The sequence below is a fragment of the Nostoc sp. TCL26-01 genome, assembly GCF_013393945.1.
Classification (GTDB): domain Bacteria; phylum Cyanobacteriota; class Cyanobacteriia; order Cyanobacteriales; family Nostocaceae; genus Trichormus.
In genome coordinates this window covers 4,168,342-4,193,444 of record NZ_CP040297.1, presented here as the reverse complement: position 1 = coordinate 4,193,444, position 25,103 = coordinate 4,168,342, and the positions used below count along the sequence as shown (strand labels likewise).

Below are 25,103 nucleotides of genomic sequence, written 5' to 3'. Positions count from 1 at the left end.
CTAATGACTAATAACTAATGACTATTGACTAATGACTATTGACTATTAAGATGATTAATCCATTCAGAAGTACTGATGACTTTACTAATAAATGTATCTTGAGCAACTAAAGTAGCTCTGTGCAGTTCTTCATCACTAGCAACACCTGCATTATTTTTAAAAGCCAGGGTTCCTGTTGCATCACACAGAAACTCGACAGCAAAACCCAGATGAGAAGCTTGCCTAGCTGTTGTATCACAACACATTTGAGTCATATATCCAGCAATAACAACAGTATCAATTTCTCTTTGTCTTAGCCACGTCTCTAACTCAGTACCTGTAAAACTTCCTGGTAAATTTTTGTCAATTAAGAGAGCGTATGGACGTTTGGCAATCTCTGGGTGCAGTTCCCATTCTGGGCTACCTTTTTGAAAAATGGGAGAATCTGCTTGTGGCTGTGTGTGTCTGACTACAATCACGGGAATGCCACGCTCATGAGCAATATTCATTACTTGCAGAATATTATCTAAGTTTCCTGACGGATATGTCACTGGTAGTTTTCCAGTAAAGTATTCGTTTTGGACATCAATTACTAGTACAGCGCGTTTCATCTTGATTCTTCTGGAATGCAACATTTACATAGTGTAGGCGATCGCATCAACTGTTACCATTTCACGTTAATCATGATACACATAAACTATGTAGAGACGTTGCAATGCAACGTCTCTACTGTTCACATTTAAAGGAAATTGGTATGACAAGCTCAATCTTGATAATTCAGTCAATATTATGCTTAATTGCCAATTTGATTTCATCAGGATGAGCGTCTGCATACACCAAAGCATTAGCTAAATCCGTAGTTGTAATGAGATGACTAGAGTAGGGAACCATTATTTATTCGTAAACTGGGTGATTAATTTTGACAACCTATAATTCAGTATTACTGAAGTCCAAAATTATTTATTTATACTAATATTTTGTTGGAGCTTATCATTTAAGAGTAAGATTTAGTACCTAATGGATTGGAGAATATTGGGTGAAAATTCTCGTAGTTGAAGATGACAATTGCAGTGCTAAAATTCTGGAACAGGTGCTAACTAAGCTTAATTACAAAGCTGAGATAGCAAAAGATGGCGAAACTGGGCTGGCGTTAGCACAACAATTTGACTATGACTTGTTGATACTAGACATAATGCTGCCAAAACTGGATGGTGTGAGTCTTTGTCACCAGTTACGCCTACAAGGTCATCAAATGCCCATTCTCATGTTAACTAGTCAAAGTGATATGAGTGTGCGTGTCAATAGTTTAGAAGTAGGGGCAGATGACTATATTGTAAAACCCTTCAATTTATCTGAACTGATTGCGCGAATTCGGGCATTATTGCGACGAGGGAAAACAATCTCCACAAAAGTACTGACTTGGGAGAATTTGCGACTCGATACTACTACTAAAGAGGTGGTCTATGCTGGAAAGCGTCTGCATTTGACACCTAAAGAATATGGGTTATTGGAAATTTTTTTGCAAAATCCCCGCAGAGTATTTAGTAGAAGTGTTTTGTTGGATAAAATTTGGTCTAATGATGAGTTTCCTGGTGAAGAAGCGGTAACAACCCAAATTAAAGGTTTAAGGCAAAAATTAAAAACTAACGGGATGAAGGCGGATTTTATCGAAACAGTTTATGGGTTAGGCTATCGCTTAAAGGAAGAGACAAAATCTCCCAGTTATGAAGTGACACAAAAGCAGCAAGCTGAGGCTAACGTCATGTCCTTAGTGAGCAAGATGGGTGAAGAGTTTTTAGAGACAATACCACAAAGATTAGGATTAATTGAACAAGCGATCGCTCAAATATCCAACTTAACTCCCGATAGTCAGATAATCCAACAAGCACAAATGGAGGCGCACCGTTTAGCTGGTTCTTTAGGATGTTACGGTTTTTGTGAATCCTCGAAAATAGCACAAAATATCGAGCAGTTACTAGAAAAATGCCACACAGAACCACAAAATATAGCTTTGCAGTTGACAGCATTAATTAAATCATTACAACAAAGCTTGCAAAAACCTCCCTCTGTCTCTAGTACTGTACCAGTTTCAGGTTTAGGTAGGGAACAGGCGACAGGTAACAGGTGACAGAAAAGAAGGAAAGTAGAGGTGTACTGACTTTTTTGTGTAAGCACAGGCTACGCCAACAAAAATCAAATATGAGTCCTATATTAACTACTGACTACTGACTACTGACAAATCAGCTTTTAATTTTACCCAAGTGAAAAAGGGAATGGCTAAGAGTTGAGTTGCCGAAGAAAAAACAATTAAGGTAGAGATGGAATGATCGTATAAAACTCCCATGAGAGTGCTGCCGAGAAACCAAGCTACACCATAACCAGTACTGAAGATACCATAAGCTGTGGCGCGTTTGTGCTTGGGAACCATACCAGCGATCGCTGCTTTTAAAATTGATTCTTGTGCGCCCATACCGATACCCCAAAATGCTATACCTAAAAGTGCCAAATTAGCATCTCCCAGAAATACCAGTGGAGCAAACAAACATGAGAGAAAAGCGGCGATGATTAAGATAGAAATACCCAATTTATCAAACAGATAACCAAATATAAGGGCAGCTATAGCATCAATACCCATAGCAAAAGCATAAAACAAAGGTATGGTTTGTCCAGAAGCGATCGCTGATTTTTGAAAATGAAAAGCAATCAAGGGAAAATCCGCATATCCAGCTGCAATAATCGCTACCGCACCTAAATAAATCCAAAATATGCGTGGTAATCCTTCTTGCTGTTTTTGTTCCTCGGTTTCTTCTTCAAAGTCACTGGGATTAGGATAAAGAAATTGTAAAACCAATAACACAATCAATCCCAAAATCGCAGGTACAATCAAAATTGAAAACCCGTTACGATACTCTCCATAAAAATAGACCATTGCTGCTACAGCCAAAGGCCCCATAACAGCACCAGTTTGATCCATCGCCTCATGTAAACCAAAGCCAAAGCCTCTGCCAATTTGACTAACACCGTGGGAAAGCAGTGCATCTCGTGGGGGAGTACGCACTGCTTTACCAGTACGTTCCGCCATCATTAAACCTGCGGCTGCTTCCCACCTGCCAGTGAAAGCTAAGAGTGGCACGACGGCTGTGTTTAAAATGTAGCCTAAAGTTGTGATTCCCCAGTACTTACGTGACTGGTCACTTAAATAACCAATCACTAGCCGCAAACCGTAGCCAATTAACTCGCCAAAACCAGCTACTAATCCGACTACAGTGCCGCTAGCACCTAAAACTTCTAAGTAAGCTCCTGTAATACTACGCGCTCCTTCATAGGTAGCATCCGCACAAAGGCTAACAAATCCCAATAAAATTACAAATCTCAATGCAGCTGATTTTTGTGGCATACCATTCTTTGTTATTTACGGCTTTCATATTGAAGCACATGATGTCAAAAAACAGTTGCCAATGAACTTTGCTATCAGAAAATTTATGCTTGCTGTTAATACCATTTCACGTTAATCATCATGCACATGAATTATGTAGAGACGTTGCATTGCAACGTCTCTACTGTTTCTTGATAAATAGGCTCCAAATGATTTTTAAAGAGTGATGAGATGTAGCTTCTCTTAGAGACTGACGTTAAAGTAATGCCGTTTACAGTATTTTCATAGATGAATAATTTATTAGTTAATTAGGCTTAGATGAAAAATGATGAGGTGGGAATTTTGAATCAGAATTTAATCAGCTTTATCAGTTTTATAATTGCTATTAGCTTTAGTATTGCTGCCATTATTCTTATTCAATCACTTAATATACCTGCATTTATTACATTAAGTGCTTCTCTGTTGAGTAGCTCTATTTTAATCATTTTTATTTTTATACATAACCTAATATCACATTTTAAGTAGTTATACATTTTAAATAAATTGCATAAAAATTCCTCTGGTAATTAGCCAGAGGAGAAATATAAGAATTCTCTAATTAGGATGTTCTTTACTTACTTAGGATAGCAAAATCTATCAATTAAGATGTGCCAAAATGGCAAAAAACTCCCCTTGAGTTAGATGAGGATGTTTGAGCAATAGCCAAGAGTACTAATAACCAGAGTCACGGGTATTCTTTGATTCTTGGATAATGACTTGCGATCGCTGTACATTAATTCTTGATCCATCTCTAGCAATTTGCTGCTGAGAAAACATCTCTCTCAACACCATTGCCGGATCTACATAGTTATTGGCATACTTCATACCCCAATGGAGGTGTGGGCCAGTGGTACGTCCAGTCATCCCGACTCTACCAATTCTTGCGCCGGTGGGTATGGTTTGACCTTCCCAGATTTGGATACCACCTGCTCTATCAATCAAAAAACGCCGCCCAGAAGCACTATCAACATAACCCTCCATATGACAATAAGTGTGTTCCCATTCTCCTGATTTGATGACTATGTGAGTACCGCAAGCAGTGCGATCGCTTACCTTGACAACTGTACCACCCCACCAATTACGAATGTAGCTACCCTGTGGTGCAGCAATATCTAAACCACTATGAAATTCCCAATTAACGCCGCCTGTAGCCGAACGACGATAGCCAAAAGGAGATGTATATGCTTGAAAGTTCTCTACAGGGAAAGACGCTGCTAGCCAACCACCTTTGGCTGTTTTGTTTTGCTGTGCTTCTCTGGCTATAACAACTTTAGCTGCGGGTGATAAAGTGATGAAACCAACAATATTTAAACCTAATGCTAATAGCATGGCTCCAGAAAGTGCTACTTTTTGTTGCCTATTATTCATGCCGTTAATTCCTCAAGCCACCTAATATCATCAACAGAATTTTATGTGAATTTATGGTAAATTTAGACGCAATTCTCAGAGAGAATTTACATCCAACTATGGCAAAAAATGTGCTTTACATGGCTGACTGGAATTAATATTTAAGTATGTACTGAGAAATTTTGATGTCTTCCGTCAAACAGCTTACGACATCCGGCTTTAAGCTGTCAAATTTCTCATAAACGGGATGGCACAAGATGGCTATTTGCTGGTGAACAACTGTTTATTGATGTAAAATAGAGAGAGATTTATGGTAATACTTACGTATATAGAAAAGTAGGTTGGGGAGCCACTCACGTAGGCGGGTTTCCCACGCCACTTACTCATGGAGGAAACCCCCAAGACCGCAGTGGCTCGACTTAAGTGAAGTGGCTCTGTAGGCTTTGCGTAACCCAACATAATCTAAGGAACACAACGTATATCTTAGTTTTGAGTGAAGCGATCGCCATACTCAAGCTACAATTTTTTTGCCACATTTTAGGCTTGCCATGCCAGTAGTGGTGTGACAAGCCTAAAAGGACAGTATTACGCAAGCAAAATATTTAGATTGAGTTGCAAATGTTGAACAAGCGATCGCCTTTGAGGCTAGCACAGATACACAACTTGCTAAAAATTAAGTAGGTGTACCAGAGACAACAGTAAAATTAGTATTACTCAAAACCACACGATTAGAGAACAAAGCAATCTGCACCTGTGCAGTCGCACCACTACCATCAGAGTCAAAAGACAAAGCACCAGTAGCTTGATTGTAGATAAAACGCTGAGTAGAGTTATCAGCCGCACTCCCCAAACGGAACAAACCGGCATCCAGTGTTCCAGCTTGACTTAAGCCAAACTCAGAACCCAACAACAGCACCGTCTCACCCGCCTGGAAATCCAAGATAGTATCAAAAGCACTCCTACTTCCCGTCAAATCAAAAGTATCGATACCCACACCACCAACAAGGGTGTCATTCCCCGCACCACCAATCAGCAAATCATTTCCCCCTTCACCAGAGAGATAGTCACCACCACCATTGCCTGTTAGAGTATTATTCCCAGCATTACCAACTAAACGATTACTGACATCATTCCCAGTACCATTAATATTGCCACTTCCCACCAAAGTTAAATTCTCAAAATTAGTAGCCAGAGTGAATTCCACACTAGAGATAACAGTATCTGTACCCTCATTAGCAGCTTCTGTAATCACATCACTAACACTATCTATCTCATAGATATCATTGCCAGCACCACCATTGAGGGTATCATTACCACTACCACCATCAAGGCGATCATTACCAGCACCACCATTAAGGGTATCATTACCACCTTGTCCAACTAACCAGTCATCACCATCACCACCATTTAAAGTATTGCTGGCATTATTGCCGAAGATTTGGTTATTGAGACTATTACCAGTACCATCGATAGCAGCATTACCAATCAAGGTGAGGTTTTCCAGGTTTTCTCCCAGCGTCCAAGTGATAGAAGAGTTGACTTTATCTCTAGTTCCGCCTTCGGCAGTTTCGGTGATGGTGTCACCTATACTATCAACAGTGTAGATGTCGTTGCCATTGCCACCGATGAGGGTGTCATTACCAGGGCCACCATCGAGGTTGTCGTTACCTTCACCACCATTGAGAGTGTCGTTACCTTCGTTACCGTAGAGTAAATCATTGCCTTCACCACCGATGATAGTGTCGTTACCTGCACCACCGAAGGCGTAGTCATCACCTGTACCACCATCAAGATAGTCGTTACCACCTTTGCCAATGAGGTAATCGTTGCCTTCTCCACCTAAGATATTGTCATCATTCTCTGTGCCGTAGATGATGTCTGCTCCTGATGAACCTGTCAAGGCGGCTTTGACTACTAAAGCAAAGATATCACTTTCACTAGCAGTCGCTTTATCTGTGGCGGTGACTTTAATGTTGAGAGTGCTAACGTCTTGAGCGCTTGGTGTTCCAGAGAAGGTTTGAGTATTTGGGTTGAAACTCAACCAAGTGGGGAGATTATCGCCATTTTCTAAAGTAGCAGTGTAGGTGAGGCTATCATCTGGGTCAGTGTCAGTAAAGGTGTTGGCGGGTAGGGTAAAGTTAAAGACGACGGTTTGGATAGCGTTTTGGTCAGAGATAGGGTTGGTAAGCGTAGGGGGGTTGTTAGGTTTATCAGTGATAGTGAGGGTAGCTGCATTGCTATTTAGCAGCACTGTTAGGTTGTTGTTGCCGTAGTTGGCGTTGACCAAGTCGAGTTTGCCGTCGCCGTTGAAGTCTCCTACTGCTACTGAAGTGGGAAATAAGCCGACGCTGTAGGTAGAAACCGAGCCAAAGTTGCCATTGCCTTGCCCTAAAAGCACTGTCAGGTTTCCACTACTATTGTTTACATTAATCAAGTCGAGTTTGCCGTCGCCGTTGAAGTCTCCTACTTTTACCGACACGGGACTTATGCCGACGCTGTAGGTAGAAACCGAGCCAAAGTTGCCATTGCCTTGTCCTAACAGCACTGTCAGGTTGTGACTGCCAGCGTTGGCAATGACCAAGTCGAGCTTGCCGTCGCCGTTGAAGTCTCCTACTGCTACTGAATTGGGTTGTGAGCCGAAGATGTAAGTAGAAGCAGAGCCAAAGCTGCCATTGCTTTGCCCTAACAGTACCGTCAAGCTGTCGCCGTTGTTTGCACTGACCAAGTCAAGTTTACCGTCGCCGTTGAAGTCTCCTACTGCTACTGACAAGGGACTTAAACCGACGGTGTAAGTGGCAGTAGAGCCAAAGCTGCCATTACCTTGCCCTAACAACACTGTCAGTTTGTTGCCGAAAAAGTTGGCACTGACCAAGTCGAGCTTGCCGTCGCCGTTGAAGTCTCCTAGCGTCACTGAATAAGGAGCGAAGCCGACGGTGTAGGTGGAAGGTGAGCCAAAGCTGCCATTACCTTGCCCTAACAGCACTGTCACGTTGTTGCTGTCGTAGTTGGCACTGACCAAGTCGAGCTTGCCGTCACCGTTGAAGTCTCCTACTTCCACTGACCGGGGACGTGAGCCGACGCTGTAGGTGGAAAGAGAGCCAAAGCTACCATTACCTTGCCCTAACAGCACTGTCAGGTTGTCGCTGTCTAAGTTGGCACTGACTAAGTCGAGCTTGCCGTCGCCGTTGAAGTCTCCTACTGCTACTGAATAGGGAAGTGAGCCGACGGTGTAGGGGGAGGTGGTGGCGGGGGTAAAGTTAACGGTGCTGTTAGAGCCGAGGATGTAGTCGGAGCCGGCTGTGAGGTTGACGATGACGGTTTCGTTGGGGTCAGTGACAGCATCTTGACTGGCTTGGACTGTGAGGGTGGCTGTGGTTTGTCCTGCGGCGATGGTGAAGGTGTTGGCGGTGATATTGGTGATATTTGTGCCGGCGACTAGGGTGTAGTCGCTGCTGGTGGCGGTGCTGCCTGTGGTGTCGAAGTTGATGACTAACCCACCTGTGGGGGCTGGGGTGTCTAGGGTAATAGTGAAGCTACCATTAGCACCACCTTCAGTTGGGTTGCTGCCTGCACTGATGCTGACCTTGGGTGTGGTGTTTTGCAGTACTGTCAGGTCGTTGCTGCCTTGGTTGGCATTGACTAAGTCGAGCTTGCCATCGCCGTTGAAGTCTCCTATTGCTACTGACCGGGGATTTGTGCCGACGGTGTAGGTGGAAACAGAGCCAAAGCTGCCATTGCTTTGCCCTAACAGCACACTCAGGTTGTTGCTGCCGAGGTTAGGACTGACCAAGTCGAGTTTGCCGTCGGCGTTGAAGTCTGCTATTGCTACTGAAATGGGATTTGAGCCAACGGTGTAGGTGGAGGCGGAACCGAAGCTGCCATTGCTTTGTCCTAACAGTACACTCAGGTTGTTGCTGTCGTAGTTGGCACTGACCAAGTCGAGCTTGCCGTCGCCGTTGAAGTCTCCTACTGCTACTGAAAAGGGACGTGAGCCGACGCTGTAGGTGGAAACAGAGCCAAAGCTGCCATTGCTTTGCCCTAACAGTACTGTCAGATTGTCGCTGCCTTCGTTGGCACTGACTAAGTCGAGCTTGCTGTCGCCGTTGAAGTCTCCTACTGCTACTGACTCAGGAAGTAAGCCGACGCTGTAGGTGAAAACAGAGCCAAAGCTGCCATTGCTTTGCCCTAACAGTACTGTCAGGTTGTTGCTGAAATAGTTGGCACTAACCAAGTCGAGCTTGCCGTCGCCGTTGAAGTCTCCTACTGCTACTGAAAAGGGACGTGAGCCGACGCTGTAGGTGGAAACAGAGCCAAAGCTGCCATTGCTTTGCCCTAACAGTACTGTCAGGTCGTTGCTGTCAGAGTTGGTACTGACTAAGTCGAACTTGCCGTCGCCGTTGAAGTCTCCTACTGCTACTGAGGAGGGATTTGAGCCGACGGTGTAGGTGGAAACAGAACCAAAGCTACCATTGCTTTGCCCTAACAGTATTGTCAGGTTGTCGCTGAAGTAATTGGCACTGACTAAATCGAGCTTACCGTCGCTGTTGAAGTCTGCTACTGTCACCGACAGGGGAGTTGAGCCGACGCTGTAGGTGGAGGCAGAGTCGAATGACGGTAATATTCCAGGGTAGGCAATTGTGGCTGCTGTGGTGATGGCTAGGGTGGTGGATATCTCACCTCTGACTACTTCTAGTTCCCAACTGCCTCCTTGTTGGCTATTGCCGACTTTATTTGTAGCGGCGGCAATATTTGCTTCTGTCAGTTGGTGTAGTTGGTTGATGAAGGCTTGTCCTGTTTCACCTTGGGCTAGTTCACAGCTATAGATAAGTAAATCTGTGATTTGCCACTGCTGTAGTTGCTGTTGGTAATGGTGCAGGTTATCTAGGTTGAGTTGGGTGTTGCCTAGTTGCAAGTTGCCTGGGCTACCGTGAGCGATGATTTGCAGGCTGTGGATTTGTTGCTGGCTAATCAGGGCGGTAATTTGCTCGATGCCATCTTGCTGGGGGTGGAGGATGAGTACTGGTGTTGTGGGTGCGATGCCTGTTAGTAGTAATTGATAGTCTGGCACTCCTGCGTCGATGACAATCAGGGTTGTGTTTTGGAGTGAGGTTTCAATATTTGTGGGTGTTTTTGTGAGTGTCATGTTTGTGTTCTGAAGATTTAGTATAAGTGAGATATTCATGAGGAATTAGATCCCCGATTTTTTGAAGAAGTCAGGGATCTGAGTGTTGTGTGAACAAGAATCAGAATGTCTTGATGATTACTCTATGTGCTAGTGGTAATACTCAAATAAATATATACGTGTATCCTTGATAGTTGGTTATAACTTAGATACATTGCCGCGTCAATTGAAAATACATAGGACTTACGCACTGAACCAAAAAACCTTGCTGAGGGTAGTCAATAGTCCATATTGGCAATGTTAATCAATACATTCACAATGTCAGTCAATACATTGGCAGTGTTAGTCAATACATTCACAATGTCAGCCAGTACATTAGCAATGTCAGCCAGTACATTAGCAATGTCAGTCAATACATTGGCAATGTCAGCCAGTACATTAGACATCTGGTGAAAATGAATGTAGAGACGTTGCAGTGCAACGTCTCTACAAGGATTTCGGGCAACGCAGAATTAAATTCTGTCGATGGCAATAGGTAATATAGCGGTGCGTTGTCAGTTACTTTCTCCCTTTCTTACCTCGTTGCCAACTTTGGCTATTAGCTGGTTTGTTAAATTCGCCTTGGGGAAAAAGTCGTTTTTCTAATTCTTCGTAACTACCTTCAAAGTCACAATGACCATAGAGGGGACATTTTTGACAATACACGCTTTTAGTGTATCGTTCTAAGTTTTCGCGGTTGAAAAAATATGGTTTATGACTGAAAGTACTGGCTACCCATTGCCATGACATATTATTACTGGCAGGATCACCATCTAAAAGGTGTTCTAAAAACCATTTAGCCCCTGCTTGCCAGCGAATGCGTCGCCAATGGACAATGTAGGCAGCTAGCCACATCCGCAGATGATTGTGCAGGTAGCCAGTATCTTGTAATTCGCGGCTAAAGTTGTCAATGCAAACTAATCCTGTATTTCCTGCTGTGATATCTGCTGGCAAATCTGGTGCGTATTCGCTGGGAGTGTAACCAGTCTTATATTCTTCTTGGTCTTGCCAGATACCATTGCCGAGCTTGATATATAATCTTTGCCAGTAATCCCGCCAACCTAACTCATTAATGAGTTTTGTCGCTTCATCTGGATGACTAACTTGATCAAGTACATAATCACGAATTTCTCGCAGACTCAAAACTCCATAGCGGATGTAGGGTGAAAGTCGAGTGACATCGCCAGTTAAAAAGTTACGTGTTTTTGCGTATGCTACTGGGTTAACTTTTCTGAGAGCTGTTTGTGCAGCTTTTCTGCCACCTATGATATGACTGATTTCCTGACTCCTGGCTGCTGCTTGCGGGAACTGTTCCCGCAAATAAGCGATTAATTCCTCTCGATTACCAAATTCACGTAGCATAAATTCACGTATTTATAAACTTATCCAGCTGACAACATCTATTCTTAGAGGGTGTTTGAAAAGTTTCAGTAAGTAGAAAAATGTCATTCTGACTGGAGCGGAGCATCAGGAAGAATCTAGGTTTTGTGGCACATACCGAGATGTTTCATTCCGCTACGCTGCATTCAACATGACAAAGAGACAGACTTTTCCAACGTCCTCTTAGCAACTTAAATAAGTATGTTAGCGTACTTGTGTTGAAAATTTGAGCCACAGAGAAGCAAGAGATGGGGCAAAGACTCACCAACGCCATCCCAGCAGCACGTATCCTGATCTTCTACCCTCACTGATTCCTCACACTATCAATATTTGATTACCTCACTCTAGCTTCTCACCCCTTTTTTAACCCCACGTAACTGAGAAACACTGTATATAATAATCAAGGTGATACATTTAGTGATCGCAGCATTGATTTGCTTGTTTTCTCCCAAAAGTCTTGTTGATCCAAATTGCGACAATTTCCCTCAATCACAGTTGGCGTAACATCATTGGAGTGAAGGATAATGAATGAAAACAGAACCTACATTAATTTGAGAGACAAAGATATTGCGATCGCTTACCTGTTACTGCGAGTTCTGATTGGCGTGAATTATTTCAATCATGGATTCACCCGCATTGGTAACATTCCCGGCTTTGTGGAAGCCACTGTCAAACAACTAGAAAACTCTTATTTCCCCGAATTCTTAGTCAGGCTAAACTCTTATCTAGTCCCCCCGGTGGAGTTAATCGTTGGGATATTACTCACCATTGGATTAGCTACACGTAGCGCTTTGATAGTCACCTTTGTGCTGATGATCATTTTGAAATTAGGTGTGACATCAATCCAAAACTGGGGTGCAGCCACTTCCATGCTGAGTTATGGACTGGTACTATTTATTTTGCTAGCCGCCAACAGTTTCAATATTTACTCCATCGATCACTGGAGAAGCAAAAAACAAAACCTCGCCAACTCATCCACTCGTTCCCAACAAAATATCCTCAATTTCTCTTTCACCAAACTTGGTTGGAAACGCCGCAGACAGCAACGTCAAAATTTTTAGAGTCAATAGTGAGATAGTGCGTTCCTGAGCCACCCCCGTGGGCGGGTACAAGCTCCACTTGCTACAACGAGGGAAAAATCCCCAAGCGGCTGGCTCCCTTTGACTAATGACTAATGACTAATGACCACCCTCAGAAGGGTTTATTGGTTGAGTGCGTAAGTCTTGGGAAAGTTGACAGCCCCAGTCGGGAGCTGTAGGCGATAGCTCTAATTTTTTATTGCTTGTCAACTTTCATCTTTATATACCTCGCTACGATGTCCGACTGACACAACACTTACCAATAAAACATCATCGAAAATATCGTAGATAACGCGATAGTCGCCTACTCTAATTCGATAGGAATTTTCTTCACCTTTTAACTTTTTTACTCCGTTGGGACGTGGTTCTATTGCTAAGTCATCTATTTTAGTTTGTATGCGGTCTTGCAATTCTTGAGATAGTTTTCTAAACATTTTTCTCGCCGCATTGGTAAATTTAACTTCGTAGATCACGCTACGTCCTTTTTTCTTTCATTAGTGATTTCTTTTTTCATGTCTTCCCAGGCGATAAGACTATTATTTTCTATATCACTTTTAGCAGCATGATAGGCGATTAAATCATTTTCGTCCTCTTCATCTTCGATTTTTTTGAGTAGTGCATAAATCTCGTCTAAAGTACTGTCATAAGATTGATGTAACAGTACGTTGATTGCGTTGATTAACTGTTCGCGTTCGTGTTCAGTTTTCATTTTTAGACCTCTTTAACTGTTAATAATCTAAATGTAGTAGCTAACGTATATAACAATCCTATCCTACGGGCAGTGAAAGGCGGATATTTAATAGACACTTGATAGACATTTATAACAACAATTCCTCATGTTCTGAATTTCCCTTTCTTGGTGTTTCAATTTCACAACAGATTCCTCCACAACTTCTGTTGTTATTAAATCATTTCTCTTTTTGTTATCAATTAATTTTTTTAACTATGAAGTTTTCTCTTTCTCCTGTCTTTGTCACAAAACTTTACTTTCTCATCCAATTCTAGCTTAATGCTATTTCTTCTCATTAACTCTTTTTTCTTTCCACTCTATTTTAGTTTTTATGTACTACTAAAGCGACTTTTTATTGATGTGTGACAGTTAGGGTGCGGAAGGTGGGCTATAGTATTATTGATCACATTATTAGCTTGGAAAAACCGCAGCACAGGTTAATTGTTGCTGTGCCTGAATTGAAGATTGATCTGCAACTAACTCAATTTTGCCTTGGGTGTTACGATGCCAGGAAGTAGCTTGAAGCGGCATCTGTTGCAGTGCGGGTGTTGGTGCTGTCACATTCGTAGTGGTGCGGTATGTAGTCAGATTGCGGATATCTGACCAAGTACTTAAGCGTAGTTCGTTGTAAATATCGCTCCTCACTTCTAAAACTGGATTTTGTGGTATTCCACCGCGTCCCGTGGCGACAAAACGACTCCCTTGATTTGCAGAACAGCCACTAGCTATTTGTTGTGATGGGTCAGTGACATTTTCTGGCAACTCAACTAAGCCAGAATCAGCATCAATGCCGATGTGATTAATTTGAACTGTACCACTGACACCAAATTCCGAACTAGCCGTAATATCATTTTCATCTGTAATTTGAGGACGATATTGTAAACCGATGATTCCCTGTGTGGTGATTTGAATATTCCCGCCACGTCCTTGGAGAGCGTTGGCAAAAATATCGCTATTTTCTAATCCAGTAATTATGGGTGCATTGATACTGATATTACCGCCATTACCATTACCGCCTGCTGTAGCAGTGATTTGGCTATTGTCTCGTAGCAGCAATAACTTGCCAACTTGTAAGCCGATGTTACCACCATTGCCAGATTCGGTTTGGGCTTGAATTAAACCTTGATTTTTTAATTGGATGATATCTGCGGTGATATTCAAATTGCCACCATTGCCAGTACCTTGACTAGTTACACTCACAGTCCCACTATCTGTCAGGATCAGGTTGGGTGTATTAATGCTGACACTACCTGCATTCGCTGTCAGCATATCTGGTAAACCAAATAATTGCCGTAATTGCGGACTCAACCGGATAGCAGCCGAGTTGATGCTACTGTTATTATTAGGACTTTTACCACTAATGGCGATCGCTTCTGTGGCATTGATGTTCACATTTCCACCATTACCCACAAAAAATGCTGATGAGCCAACTGTGCCACCAGCTAAAATTTGTAATTTCCCAGTATTCAGTGTTAAATCTTGGGTATTTCCAGTAGCAAAGGTAGTAATACTAATGTTGCTATAGAGTCCAAAAGGGCTTTCCCCCATAACGGTAGTGTTTTGATTGTGAATTGTCACCTTTCCACTAGAACCACTGCCAAATGTCGTTGACGACAATGAGGCTCCACCGGCAACCAATAAACTATTACTATTGACAAAAACATCACTTGCTGAACCAACACCATTTGTAATCGTAGAAATACTGGATACACTACTGGGATTGAGAGGAGAGAAGCCCGATATCTCTACTGCTGATGCTGCCATCTGAATTTTGCCACTGTTAGCTATGCCGTATGTTAAGTTATTGATGCCTGAACCTTGCTGGAGCGTCAAGCGAGGAGTGATGATATTGATATTCGCACCATCTCCTGTGTTTAAAGCTTCAGAGCGAATACCACTGCGAATTTTGCTGTCAGATGTCACACCAATAATATCGATCGCAGCTGATGCTTGAATGCGAATGTCTCCACTAGCTAGATTGCCATAATTTTGCGCTAACACCAGGGAACCATCAGTGAATTGAATATTTCGTCCTTGCAGTTGAACGGAACCTGCATTAAATCCACTGACATCTAATAATGATTTCTGGGCTAATTGAATGTCACTAAAGCTTTGTCCAGAACTATACCCCAACATATAACCCTGAGTAGTAGGTATCAAATCAACTAGTCCTGCACTACCGAGACTACCTAATGCAATTCGCCCTTGTTCCGCCGTCAAAGTTGCCCCATTTAAATTCAAATTACCACCCACCAATGCCAGGGTTTGTCCAGGTTTTACCTTGAGTTCTGTGGGACTGGGAATGCGATTCACAGGAGCCAAATCACTATTAGTATTTAAGCTATGTCCTGTACCTTGGACTTGTATTGATGAAGGACTATTACCCATTTGCAGTCCAATCGGCACATTGATGGTTAATAATGTGTCAGCTTGGGAATTAACTGCACTAAACTCAATGCCATCACTAAATTTAATACTATTGGCTGTCGTGCCAATAAACGAACCACTAATATTCAGGCTGGCATTAGGCCCAAACATGATGCCACTAGGATTGAGCAAAAATAAATTAGCATGACCATTAGCTTGAATTAAACCATCAATATGGGAAAGATTACCCCCCGTCACACGGCTAAAAATATTGTGAATATCTGAGGCATTCTGGAAAGATACAGAACCATTGGTAGGAATAGAGAATTGGCTAAAACTGTGGAAAAGGTTGTTGCCTATGCGATCGCCATTAGTGATAATAAAATCATTGCCGCTTTGCGAAACAGTGGTTTTGAGACTACCATCGGCACTAACTTGGGCATTGGCAAAGCCGCACCACCAAAGCATCCCAGTTGTGCAAATTACATTCACCAAGTACCAACCAAAACCGGATGCCTTCATTGTTCAGTTCCCTAATACCTCATAATTAATAGGTTTCCCAAAATGGTAAGGGACTGAAACACTTGTAGAGATCAATGATACTGAGTTACACAACAAACACAAACAGTTTGCGTCACGACTACGACGAGAATTTTGAGGCAGTTTTAGAGATCAAAACGGCGAATAGCGTACTGAAAAATATAGCCCATTTTCTTGGAGCGATCGCTTCTCTCCTTCTACTGATGTTAAGGGTATTCCCCAATCCAAACGAGCTGAAAAGTCATCACCTTGTTGCCACAACAATCCTAATCCAGTACCTACCAAGGTACTGGGTGATGGATTTTCACCCTTTGTATTCCAACCTTTGCCCACATCGATAAATGGTGTCAGTTGTAAAACTCCTCCGAGTTTAGAAGCACGCAAAATCGGCAAGCGAAATTCTGCCGAAAACAAAAAACCATTGTCTGTCAGTAATGTATCCTGGCGATAGCCCCGCACACTCAGCTGTCCACCAAGCCCAAATTGCTCTAGGGGTACGAGAGAAGTTGCGGCAAGTTGCATATCACCCCTGGCTAAAAACAAAGTTTGTGGTGCTAACTGTCGTACCCATTGTGTCTGTCCCCGCCAAGCAAAAAAGCGGCTATCTGGTTCATCTTGATTGACATTTGTCCCCAACCAATTGACACCTAAACTAAATTGCGATCGCGCGGCGAAAACTTGTTGAGTACTGCGTTGGGTATACTCTTGCGTGAAGCGTAAGGCCGAAATATTGGTTTTGCCGTTGTCATCTGCACCAGGCGATAAAGCAAACCCACCAATATTATCTAGACCTAACTCAGTTTGGCTTTCTTGGCGCGAGAATGATAACCCCACGGCTAATTCTTGGGTAGGCTTTTGGATGAGTGGTTGTCGATAGCCAACTTCATAGGAGTGGATGTTTGATTGAATATCCAGGACGCTGAATGGTTCTTCAATCACGTGGTTCCATCCCTGGTTAAACCCAAAGGAGACAGTACCATTGTGAGCATTCACTGGTAATGTATAATTGAGATTGATCGTATTACTGCCATCGGTATTAGCATATGCCACACTCAGGGTATCACCAAAGCCCAGTAAATTGGCTTCTTGCAACTCCACACCCCGACGGAAACTACCGACACTAGGCGATCGCCCATTATCTAAAGTTGTTGTGAGCGAAAACGTATCGGCTTCTTCAACCTCTACTTGTAAGATGTTAGTCCCGGGACGTACACCCATCTGTAACTCCGCCGACAAGTTTTGCAACCGTGGATCAAGACGCAGTAATTGTAGCTTTTCTAGTAACTTTGGCACATTCAGAGGTTTACCAGCACCGAGGCGAATGCGATCGCGAATGTATTGACTACGCAATCGTCTGTTGCCGATGATTTTGATTTCTGACAAACTACCTTCGACTACCTGAATTTTCACCACCCCAGCTTCTACTGTCTGCGGTGTAATTAAAGCTCCAGTAGTGACATAGCCATGATCAGTGTAGAGCTTACTGATAGCATCTTTGACTTGCAATAACTCTGCAAATGATACCTCTCTTCCCACAAAAGGGTCTGTAATAGGGGCAAAATCTTTTGCTGAGAAAACTGTACTACCAACAACTTCAATGCGATCAATCCGAAACTTAGCATCACGATCATCCTCCGGAGGAGTTAGCTGCTGTGGTAATTGCACCGGAGGAAGTAATTGCTCTGACTCAGATGATGGCGGTAGCACATCTTTAGGTAAGGGAGTGCGATCGGTAGGTAAGGATGTAGGATCAGGTGTTTGAGCATAAGTGCAGCCAGTCGGAGACACTACCTGATAGTTATACAAGAATGTAGCTAAACTACAACTGATTGTGAGAATTTGCTGTCTCCAACCCGAACTAAAACAGGTTTTTAATATTTTTTGCTCAAGTTCTGCATCACTCTCATCTTTAACTATACTTTGCCTTCTCAGCATGCTTCCCCCTAACTTACCTACCTAAGATCAAGATCATTATTCCCTCACTGACGGAGATAATTAATCTATACCTTTGATTAATTTGGTACAGTAAAATTACGGATAGAATGTCCTGATTAAGTCTTGATAGGTAAACGGGAAATTGTCCATAAAATGAGCAAGAAGATCAAGTAAATCACCCCAACCAACCCAAACTCAATCAGAGGAATATAAGTTACTTCGTAAATTCTGCCTAAGCCGCGTTCAGTGAGTCCGTAAACAGCCAAGACGCTGACTAAAAAGCCTCCATAAATCATCCGTTTCATCGATATACTTACAGGCAGACCGTGAAGTTGGGTCAGCACCAGAATACCCAAAAAACCAAAGAGAAATGTTGGCCACTTAGTCTGTCCTAGCATCCACGACACAACCACACTATGTACAAGTACGGTAATTTCCAACGTGAATGTCCACCAACGATTGACATGAGCGCGGTTAAAGATTAACGACGATTGCAATAGCAACAAAAACATATAGAGAAAGCCAATTAAGTGTCCCCAAGTGGCTTCCATGGGATGATACCAGAAAGTATAAATAGCAGCGAAGGAGAAAAAGTAGCCGTGATACAGTTTGATAATTTGCAAAAACTGCTGATGGAATGGCACAGGATTACCAAAAAATAAGCCTCGTCGGGGTGTTTCCAAAATCAGTACAAAAACTAGTAGGAGGACAACTGCTCCCTGGGAAGCCCAAATTGAGGTATCTTGAGCCAGAGCATCATACCAAATATAAGTTTGGAGAAAGTGTAAAGCGGTGAATCCCAGATTAATCCCCAGCATCAGGTAATTAATGGGGTGCAATGCTGTTTTGTATGACAACTGCTTTTGCTGCGCCCACCAAATACATCCCCAGATGCTAAACTGATGCCCAATATACATACTCCAAGCTGTAGTTCGGCTCCAAAATGTAGGACTGGCCAGCTTCCAATAATACCAACTTAATCCTTGATCAGGAAGTTTAATAATGCTTGCAGGAATGCTCCCACCCAACCAAATTGCATAGGTGAGGAGAATGCTGACAAAAATGCCTAGAAACAATACTCGGCGACCAACCATAGTAATTTGTAATTCGTAATTTTTACTACATTTTTAAGTAACACTTTCTGCATTTGATAGAGATGGGCTTTTAGTGATTCGCAAACTGAGAGTTAAAGCTACTAACATTACTAAAAATCCCGTCAAAAAAGGAGCAGAACTACCAAATTTGCTAAAGCTGGCTCCTGCCCAAGTTGGCCCTCCAATACGTGCCAATGCGGAGCTAGAATTAGCGATTCCTAATATTTTCCCTTGTTCTTCTGGGGCTGCCATTTGGGAAATCAGGCTATTTAATATTGGTTGGCTGACACTAATTCCCCAAGCTATAAGTGTGGTAGCAATTAACAATAAAATTACGCTTTGTGAGTAGCAAATGAGCAGTAATCCTAAACCTAATCCTAATATTCCTAAAGTTAGTAACTTGATTTCACCCAAGTGTTTTTTAAGAAACCCAATTAGTCCTCCTTGAATAATCGTGCTGATAATTCCCATGAAGGCAAAAAGATAACTTGTTTGTTGCGGGCCCCAGTTCAATTGCTGCTTAGACCATAAAGCTAGTGTAGAGTCCATAGTAGCCACAGCAAAAGTAATTAAAAAGTAGATAACCACAAGTAGACAGAACTGTGGACGTTGTAATATTTGTAGAAAGTTTAGCTGTTTCTGTCGCTGTTGATGAGCTGATATTTTGGCTTTAGTTGCCGAAGTGAGGGATTCTGGAAGTAATACCCAGGCAAAAAACAATGCCCATAGAGATAATCCAGCTGCAAACAACGATGGGAGATGAAAGTTGGCGTTTTCTGGATCAGATCCTGTCAGCATACCACCGATCGCTGGCCCAAGAATGAAGCCAAGACCAAAAGCTGCACCGATGATACCCATGCCACGCGATCGCTTGGCGGGAGTGGTAATATCTGCAATGTAAGCCTGAGCTGTGGCAATATTCCCTGCCATCATCCCCGCCAGACCACGCGCAATAAACAAAATCCATAAAGTGTTGGCACAGCCCAAACTAGTGTAAGCAATGACAGAACCGCATAAAGTTATTAATAAAATTGGTCGGCGACCGTAGCGATCGCTCAATCTGCCCCATAATGGTGCAAATAAGAACTGCATTAATGAATAAATAGCTACAAGTAGAGTCGCTTGATGAGGTTTTGCACCGAATTGTTCAGCATACAAAGGTAGTATTGGTAGAATAATCCCAAAACCAAGTAAGTCTATAAACACAATCAAAAATACAATGAATATAGCCTTGCTGTTATTTTTACTCTCCATAGATGCAATTCACTCAGATTAGAAAAATTTTTGTAACTTGAATCAACCTATTCAACACAACTAGTCATTATTTCAAGCAAAATGTGTGAATTTGAGCTTGGTTGAGCAAAATAGCATGGAACAAACCTACAATCACAATCAAGCCAAGAATACCGCTAATGAAAGCAACAATTGTCTCGTGCTTGCGTATAGCTTTGCGGATCTTAGAGTCTATGATATCTTCGATATTGTCTAGTGTTTTGTATGACATTGAGTTCAACTTATTTAGAGATAAGAATTACTTGAATTTTACGTAAAAACGTAATGTTGAGTATGTGCAAAAGTTCTAAAATTTCAACTGAATTAGGAATAGATCATTTCAGTTTGGTACAAATTGTTAGTGAACATTCATATACTTTGCATAATCTAGCTAGTAGTTTAGCTAGTCAACTGTGCAGAGTATCAGAGAACTTAAGAACAATCAAAATTCTTTCTCCACACCCTACTTTCCACCTTCATTCGTCATTTTTATGTTGGTGGAATCATAGTAAGGTTATGCTTTGATGATTGATAAACTCCAGCTATTTTGATACAATCTAAAAATTAATTATGTCGTCGTAGTTTCACAACAGCACCAACAACACCAACAGCTAATATTGCTAAAGTATAAGTTGGTTCTGCAACTTCAACTGCAACAATACTAAACTTATTAATAGCTAGACCGTATTGTGGAGCCGAACTACTAAAGACGATCCGGGAGATGTTTGGTGTGTCACTACGAATCCCTAAAAATACTGCCGAATTATCTAATGCCAGCGAAGAAGTACTAAAAACTGAGAAAGTACCTAACAGGTTATTGAAATTATCAAAAGCACTGATAAAAGTTTCAACTTCCAAATTACTAATATCTACAGCTATCTGAGTTCCAACACCAAAAACAGGCTGATCAAAACTGATGGTAAAAGGCCCTCCGTTTCCTGGAGTAAGAGGATCAGGAGAACCAGGAGGCAGAGGTTGAAAACCAGATGTATCAATACCTCCAAAGAGAATAAAATCACCTGGAGCAAAGTTAGTCCGAATGCCGGGAGGAGGTAAAGTTTGAAAGACAAACGGTTGAGTAATGCGAGGATTAGTCTTTGGAGCTATATCTACATTCAACCCTAAACCACCTTGGGATGTGGCAGCAAAAGAGTTGGGTAAAAAAGCAGGAGCGATGGGATTGAATACTTTACCTAAACTTACCCAATCTACTTCATCATTAGCACCTAACGCATTGCGTTCAGTTACTAAAAATGTGGCTGCTTTAACTGGTAATGGCAGAACTGTGATGATAGCCGTAATTGCTGGTAAATATTTAACAGAAAGCTGACATAATCGATTGAGCGAAAAAGCCACAGGTTTTACTCTTTAATTTTGTAATGTAAGATGACCCCTCTCTAAGAAATCAATCAGTATTCAGTATAAATTACTGTGTCAACTTGATTCTTAGATTTTGGAGAATTTGCTGTGTTTAATAATTGTGTTGCAAAAACTTTTTTATGGCTAGTTGATCAATGTCTTATCAGCTAGATTTAGTGTTCTGCAACACAAATTTTATTTTCTGGATAAATACAATAAATTGTATCAATACCCTGAAAATATTATCACACTGCGTTATACCAATTCTCTCAAATTAGTCAACAGATACTTTCTTAGGAAAGTCTACCTGTATCTAAATTGGGTTAGCGGAGTACCATTGCGAATTGGTATAAGTTCTATGGGTTTTAGACCAACTGAATGCTCAAATTGCTAGCCAAATTTTCAATGAAAGCAAATTGAGTACCCAAGAAGGATAAGTTACCAGTAGAATTGTCATAAGTAAAGTCATTGATGCTGTTTGCACCAAATCCCAGTTTAGAAACTTGGATTTTGTCAGCTTCCGCAAACTTGTAGTCTTTGATAACATCAATCCCTTCTACTAAGGCATTGAAAATAAATGTATCCGCACCAAAGCCACCCGTGAGAGTATCTTTACCTAATCCACCAGTGATGGTGTCATTACCAAAGCCACCAGAGATAATGTCGTCACCAGCATTACCTAACAATCTATTATTTTGATTGTCGCCAGTAATTTTGTCATTGTCATTTGTGCCGATGACATTATCAAAGTTGATGACATTGAAGGTCAATGTTCCCAAACCAGGAACGTTAAGCGCAGAGATAGTTTGCGCTTGTAAGTCCGCAATGGCAGGTACACCAGGCAAAGATTGAGACGCATCGATGGTGTTGTTGGCAACACTAGCATCAGCAATCACTGTTTCTACTTGAAAAAGTTGGTCTTTGCCAAGTCCACCAGCTTTTTCAACTGTTCCCACACCTGATAGAATAATAGTCTTACCTAATTTGCTATAGTCTGCGGTGTCAACACCATCTCCACCATCGATGCTGTCGTCACCCTGACTACCTTTAAAGGTGTCATAATCTGCACCACCTATCAACTTGTCACTACCCGCACCACCATCAATCAGGTCATTACCAGCTCTACCATCGATGACATCATTGCCATCATTACCAGATAACTTGTTAGCTTGGTCGTCTCCAGCAATAGTGTCGTTAAGCTTTGTGCCAATGACATCATCAAAGTTAACAACAGTAAATGGTAATGTCACTGGTTCTGAATTACCAAGAAGCTCAACATTATTGGCAATTAAACTTTGAGCTTGCAGATCAACGGTGACAAATACACCAGGAAAAGATAAAGAAGCATCTATGGTATTGTTGGCAGCACTACCATCAGCAATAATCTTTTCAATTAAAAACAGTTGGTCTGTTCCGAATCCACCGCTTTTGGTAATTGTCCCTATACCTGATAAGGTAATACTCCGACCAAGACTGCCGTAATTTGCAGTGTCAAAGCCTTTGCCACCATCAATGCTGTCATTACCTCGACTGCCTTTGAAGATGTCATCGCCACCAAGACCAGATAATTGATTATCTTGTCTATCACCACCAATCTGGTCATTTTCATCTGTACCAATGACATTATCAAAGTTGATCACATTGAAGGTCAATATTCCCAAACCAGGAACATTTAAGGCAGAGATGGTTTGTGCTTCTAAATCAGCAACAGCAGGTACACCAGGTAAAGATTGAGACGCATCGATGGTGTTGTTGGCAACCGTAGCATCAGCAATCACTCTTTCTACTTTAAAAACTTGGTCTTGACCTAATTTACCTTTATCAATTGTTCCCACACCCAAAAGGGTGATGGTTCTACCTAATTTGCTGTAGTCTGCGGTGTCAACACCATCTCCACCATCGATGCTGTCATCACCTTGACCACCAATAAAGGTGTCATTACCTGTATCACCAGCTAACTTGTCACTACCTGCACCACCATCAATCAGGTCATCACCACCTCTACCTTCAATCAGGTCATTACCATCTTTACCAAATAATTGGTTTCTTTGTCCGTCACCTTTAATGCTGTCATCTTCGTTTGTACCGATGACATTATCAAAGTTGATGACATTGAAGGTCAATGTTCCCAAACCAGGAACGTTAAGGGCAGAGATAGTTTGCGCTTGTAAGTCAGCAACGGCAGGTACGCCAGGTAAAGATTGAGACGCATCAATGGTGTTGTTAACAACACTAGCATCAGCAATCACTGTTTCGACTTTAAAGAGTTGGTCTTGACCCAATTTACCTTTGTCAATTGTTCCCACACCCAAAAGGGTGATGGTTCTACCTAATTTGCTGTAGTCTGCGGTGTCAACACCATCTCCACCATCAATGCTGTCATCACCTTGACCACCAATAAAGGTGTCATTACCTGTATCACCAGCTAACTTGTCACTACCTGCACCACCATCAATCAGGTCATCACCACCTCTACCTTCAATCAGGTCGTTACCATCTTTACCAAATAATTGGTTTCTTTGTCCGTCACCTTTAATGCTGTCATCTTCGTTTGTGCCGATGACATTATCAAAGTTGATGACATTGAAGGTCAATGTTCCTAAACCAGGAACGTTAAGGGCAGAGATAGTTTGTGCTTGTAGGTCAGCAACAGCAGGTACGCCAGGTAAAGATTGAGACGCATCAATGGTGTTGTTGGCCACAGTAGCATCAGCAATCACTCTTTCTACTTTAAAAAGTTGGTCTTTGCCTAATCCACCAGCTTTTTCGACTGTTCCTACGCCTGAGAGAGTGATACTTCTACCTAAATAGCTATAGTCTGCTGTGTCAGTATCATCACCACCATTAATGCTGTCGTTACCTTGACCGCCTTTGAATGTATCATTGCCCCCATCACCAGCCAATTTGTCATTGCCATCCCCACCTTCGATCGCATCATTTCCCAAGCCGCCGGAAATAATATCATTACCACCACGGCCAAAAATTTGATCGTCACCATCAGTTCCAGACAGAAAGTTATCGTTGTTATCGCCAAAGATGACTGCCATAAGTATTTACTGCCCTTCAGGCTTTAGCTCAAATTGCATCGGACATATGCAATAATCGCATAACCAATTATTCAGAAATTATAAAAATGTGATGAAGTTCTATTAAGTCTCCGTGAATATACTCTAGTGAGAGTAAATATTTCCCCAGATAGACACCAAAAAAGGCGGATTGTGCAGGGGTATATTCTTGATCTACCCAGTACTTTTGAGGGAATATAGAAATCCGATGTGATTATGGAAAAAACTCAGTAGTCGAATTTCTCACGAAATAGATCAAACCGCAGTCCAGAGGCTGTAGGGGCGGGTTCACGAGATATTCGTGAATGATTGAAGCTTCCTTTGTGAACCCCCCCTTACCATTTTGTGAGAAATGCGGGAGTAGTCGAGGAACTTTTTAC

The 25,103-nt window shown here is 42.0% G+C and carries 17 protein-coding genes; 2 read left to right on the top strand and 15 right to left on the bottom strand.

The features are described from left to right. Positions 1-35 precede the first annotated feature (35 nt). The gene (locus FD725_RS18300) at positions 36-590 is read right to left on the bottom strand and encodes a cysteine hydrolase family protein (protein WP_179049463.1); all 555 of its coding nucleotides are present in this window, start codon (positions 588-590) and stop codon (positions 36-38) included. 425 nt (positions 591-1,015) lie between these two features. Here FD725_RS18300 and FD725_RS18295 point away from each other — a divergent pair, with 425 nt between their 5' ends. Further along, a complete protein-coding gene (locus FD725_RS18295) occupies positions 1,016-2,107 on the top strand; it encodes a response regulator (protein ID WP_179049462.1) in 1,092 nt (363 codons plus the stop codon). A gap of 87 nt (positions 2,108-2,194) precedes the next feature. On the opposite strand, the gene FD725_RS18290 is transcribed toward FD725_RS18295, so the two are convergent. From FD725_RS18290 to FD725_RS18270, 5 genes are all read right to left on the bottom strand, one after another. Next, on the bottom strand, positions 2,195-3,376 hold the full coding sequence (locus tag FD725_RS18290; protein ID WP_179049461.1) for an MFS transporter: 1,182 nt from the start codon (positions 3,374-3,376) through the stop codon (positions 2,195-2,197). Between the two features lie 690 nt (positions 3,377-4,066). Beyond that, positions 4,067-4,762, bottom strand: coding sequence for a M23 family metallopeptidase (locus tag FD725_RS18285; RefSeq protein WP_179049460.1), 696 nt, complete (start codon positions 4,760-4,762; stop codon positions 4,067-4,069). A gap of 652 nt (positions 4,763-5,414) precedes the next feature. After that, positions 5,415-9,884 carry an FG-GAP-like repeat-containing protein gene (locus tag FD725_RS18280; protein WP_179049459.1) on the bottom strand — a complete coding sequence of 1,490 codons (4,470 nt, stop codon included), beginning with the start codon at positions 9,882-9,884 and terminating at the stop codon, positions 5,415-5,417. A gap of 257 nt (positions 9,885-10,141) precedes the next feature. Continuing rightward, a complete protein-coding gene (locus tag FD725_RS18275; protein WP_179049458.1) occupies positions 10,142-10,309 on the bottom strand; it encodes a hypothetical protein in 168 nt (55 codons plus the stop codon). A gap of 112 nt (positions 10,310-10,421) precedes the next feature. Then, a complete protein-coding gene (locus FD725_RS18270; protein WP_179049457.1) occupies positions 10,422-11,264 on the bottom strand; it encodes an FAD-binding domain-containing protein in 843 nt (280 codons plus the stop codon). Between the two features lie 542 nt (positions 11,265-11,806). Between FD725_RS18270 and FD725_RS18265 the strand changes: the two genes are divergently transcribed. Continuing rightward, the gene (locus tag FD725_RS18265) at positions 11,807-12,343 is read left to right on the top strand and encodes a DoxX family protein (protein ID WP_179049456.1); all 537 of its coding nucleotides are present in this window, start codon (positions 11,807-11,809) and stop codon (positions 12,341-12,343) included. Positions 12,344-12,567: 224 nt separating this feature from the next. Here FD725_RS18265 and FD725_RS18260 read toward each other — a convergent pair whose 3' ends face one another. The 9 genes from FD725_RS18260 to FD725_RS32990 all read right to left on the bottom strand — a co-directional run bounded on the left by FD725_RS18260 (position 12,568) and on the right by FD725_RS32990 (position 24,705). Beyond that, positions 12,568-12,795 (bottom strand): type II toxin-antitoxin system RelE/ParE family toxin, encoded by a 228-nt coding sequence (locus FD725_RS18260; protein WP_372726681.1) that lies wholly within the window; start codon positions 12,793-12,795, stop codon positions 12,568-12,570. Between the two features lie 35 nt (positions 12,796-12,830). Then, positions 12,831-13,070, bottom strand: coding sequence for a hypothetical protein (locus FD725_RS18255; RefSeq protein ID WP_179049454.1), 240 nt, complete (start codon positions 13,068-13,070; stop codon positions 12,831-12,833). 432 nt (positions 13,071-13,502) lie between these two features. Further along, a complete protein-coding gene (locus tag FD725_RS18250; protein WP_179049453.1) occupies positions 13,503-15,980 on the bottom strand; it encodes an S-layer family protein in 2,478 nt (825 codons plus the stop codon). A 150-nt stretch (positions 15,981-16,130) separates the two neighbouring features. Beyond that, entirely contained in the window at positions 16,131-17,933 is a 1,803-nt protein-coding gene (locus tag FD725_RS18245; protein ID WP_179049452.1) for a ShlB/FhaC/HecB family hemolysin secretion/activation protein, read from the bottom strand. A gap of 116 nt (positions 17,934-18,049) precedes the next feature. Then, positions 18,050-19,027, bottom strand: coding sequence for a hypothetical protein (locus FD725_RS18240; protein WP_179049451.1), 978 nt, complete (start codon positions 19,025-19,027; stop codon positions 18,050-18,052). A 33-nt stretch (positions 19,028-19,060) separates the two neighbouring features. Further along, positions 19,061-20,233, bottom strand: a complete 1,173-nt coding sequence (locus tag FD725_RS18235; protein WP_179049450.1) for an MFS transporter — start codon at positions 20,231-20,233, stop codon at positions 19,061-19,063. Positions 20,234-20,348: 115 nt separating this feature from the next. Next, positions 20,349-20,531, bottom strand: coding sequence for a hypothetical protein (locus FD725_RS18230; RefSeq protein WP_179049449.1), 183 nt, complete (start codon positions 20,529-20,531; stop codon positions 20,349-20,351). A gap of 332 nt (positions 20,532-20,863) precedes the next feature. Continuing rightward, the gene (locus FD725_RS18225; protein WP_179049448.1) at positions 20,864-21,655 is read right to left on the bottom strand and encodes a hypothetical protein; all 792 of its coding nucleotides are present in this window, start codon (positions 21,653-21,655) and stop codon (positions 20,864-20,866) included. A gap of 368 nt (positions 21,656-22,023) precedes the next feature. Then, positions 22,024-24,705, bottom strand: coding sequence for a calcium-binding protein (locus tag FD725_RS32990; RefSeq protein ID WP_179049447.1), 2,682 nt, complete (start codon positions 24,703-24,705; stop codon positions 22,024-22,026). Positions 24,706-25,103: the final 398 nt, after the last annotated feature.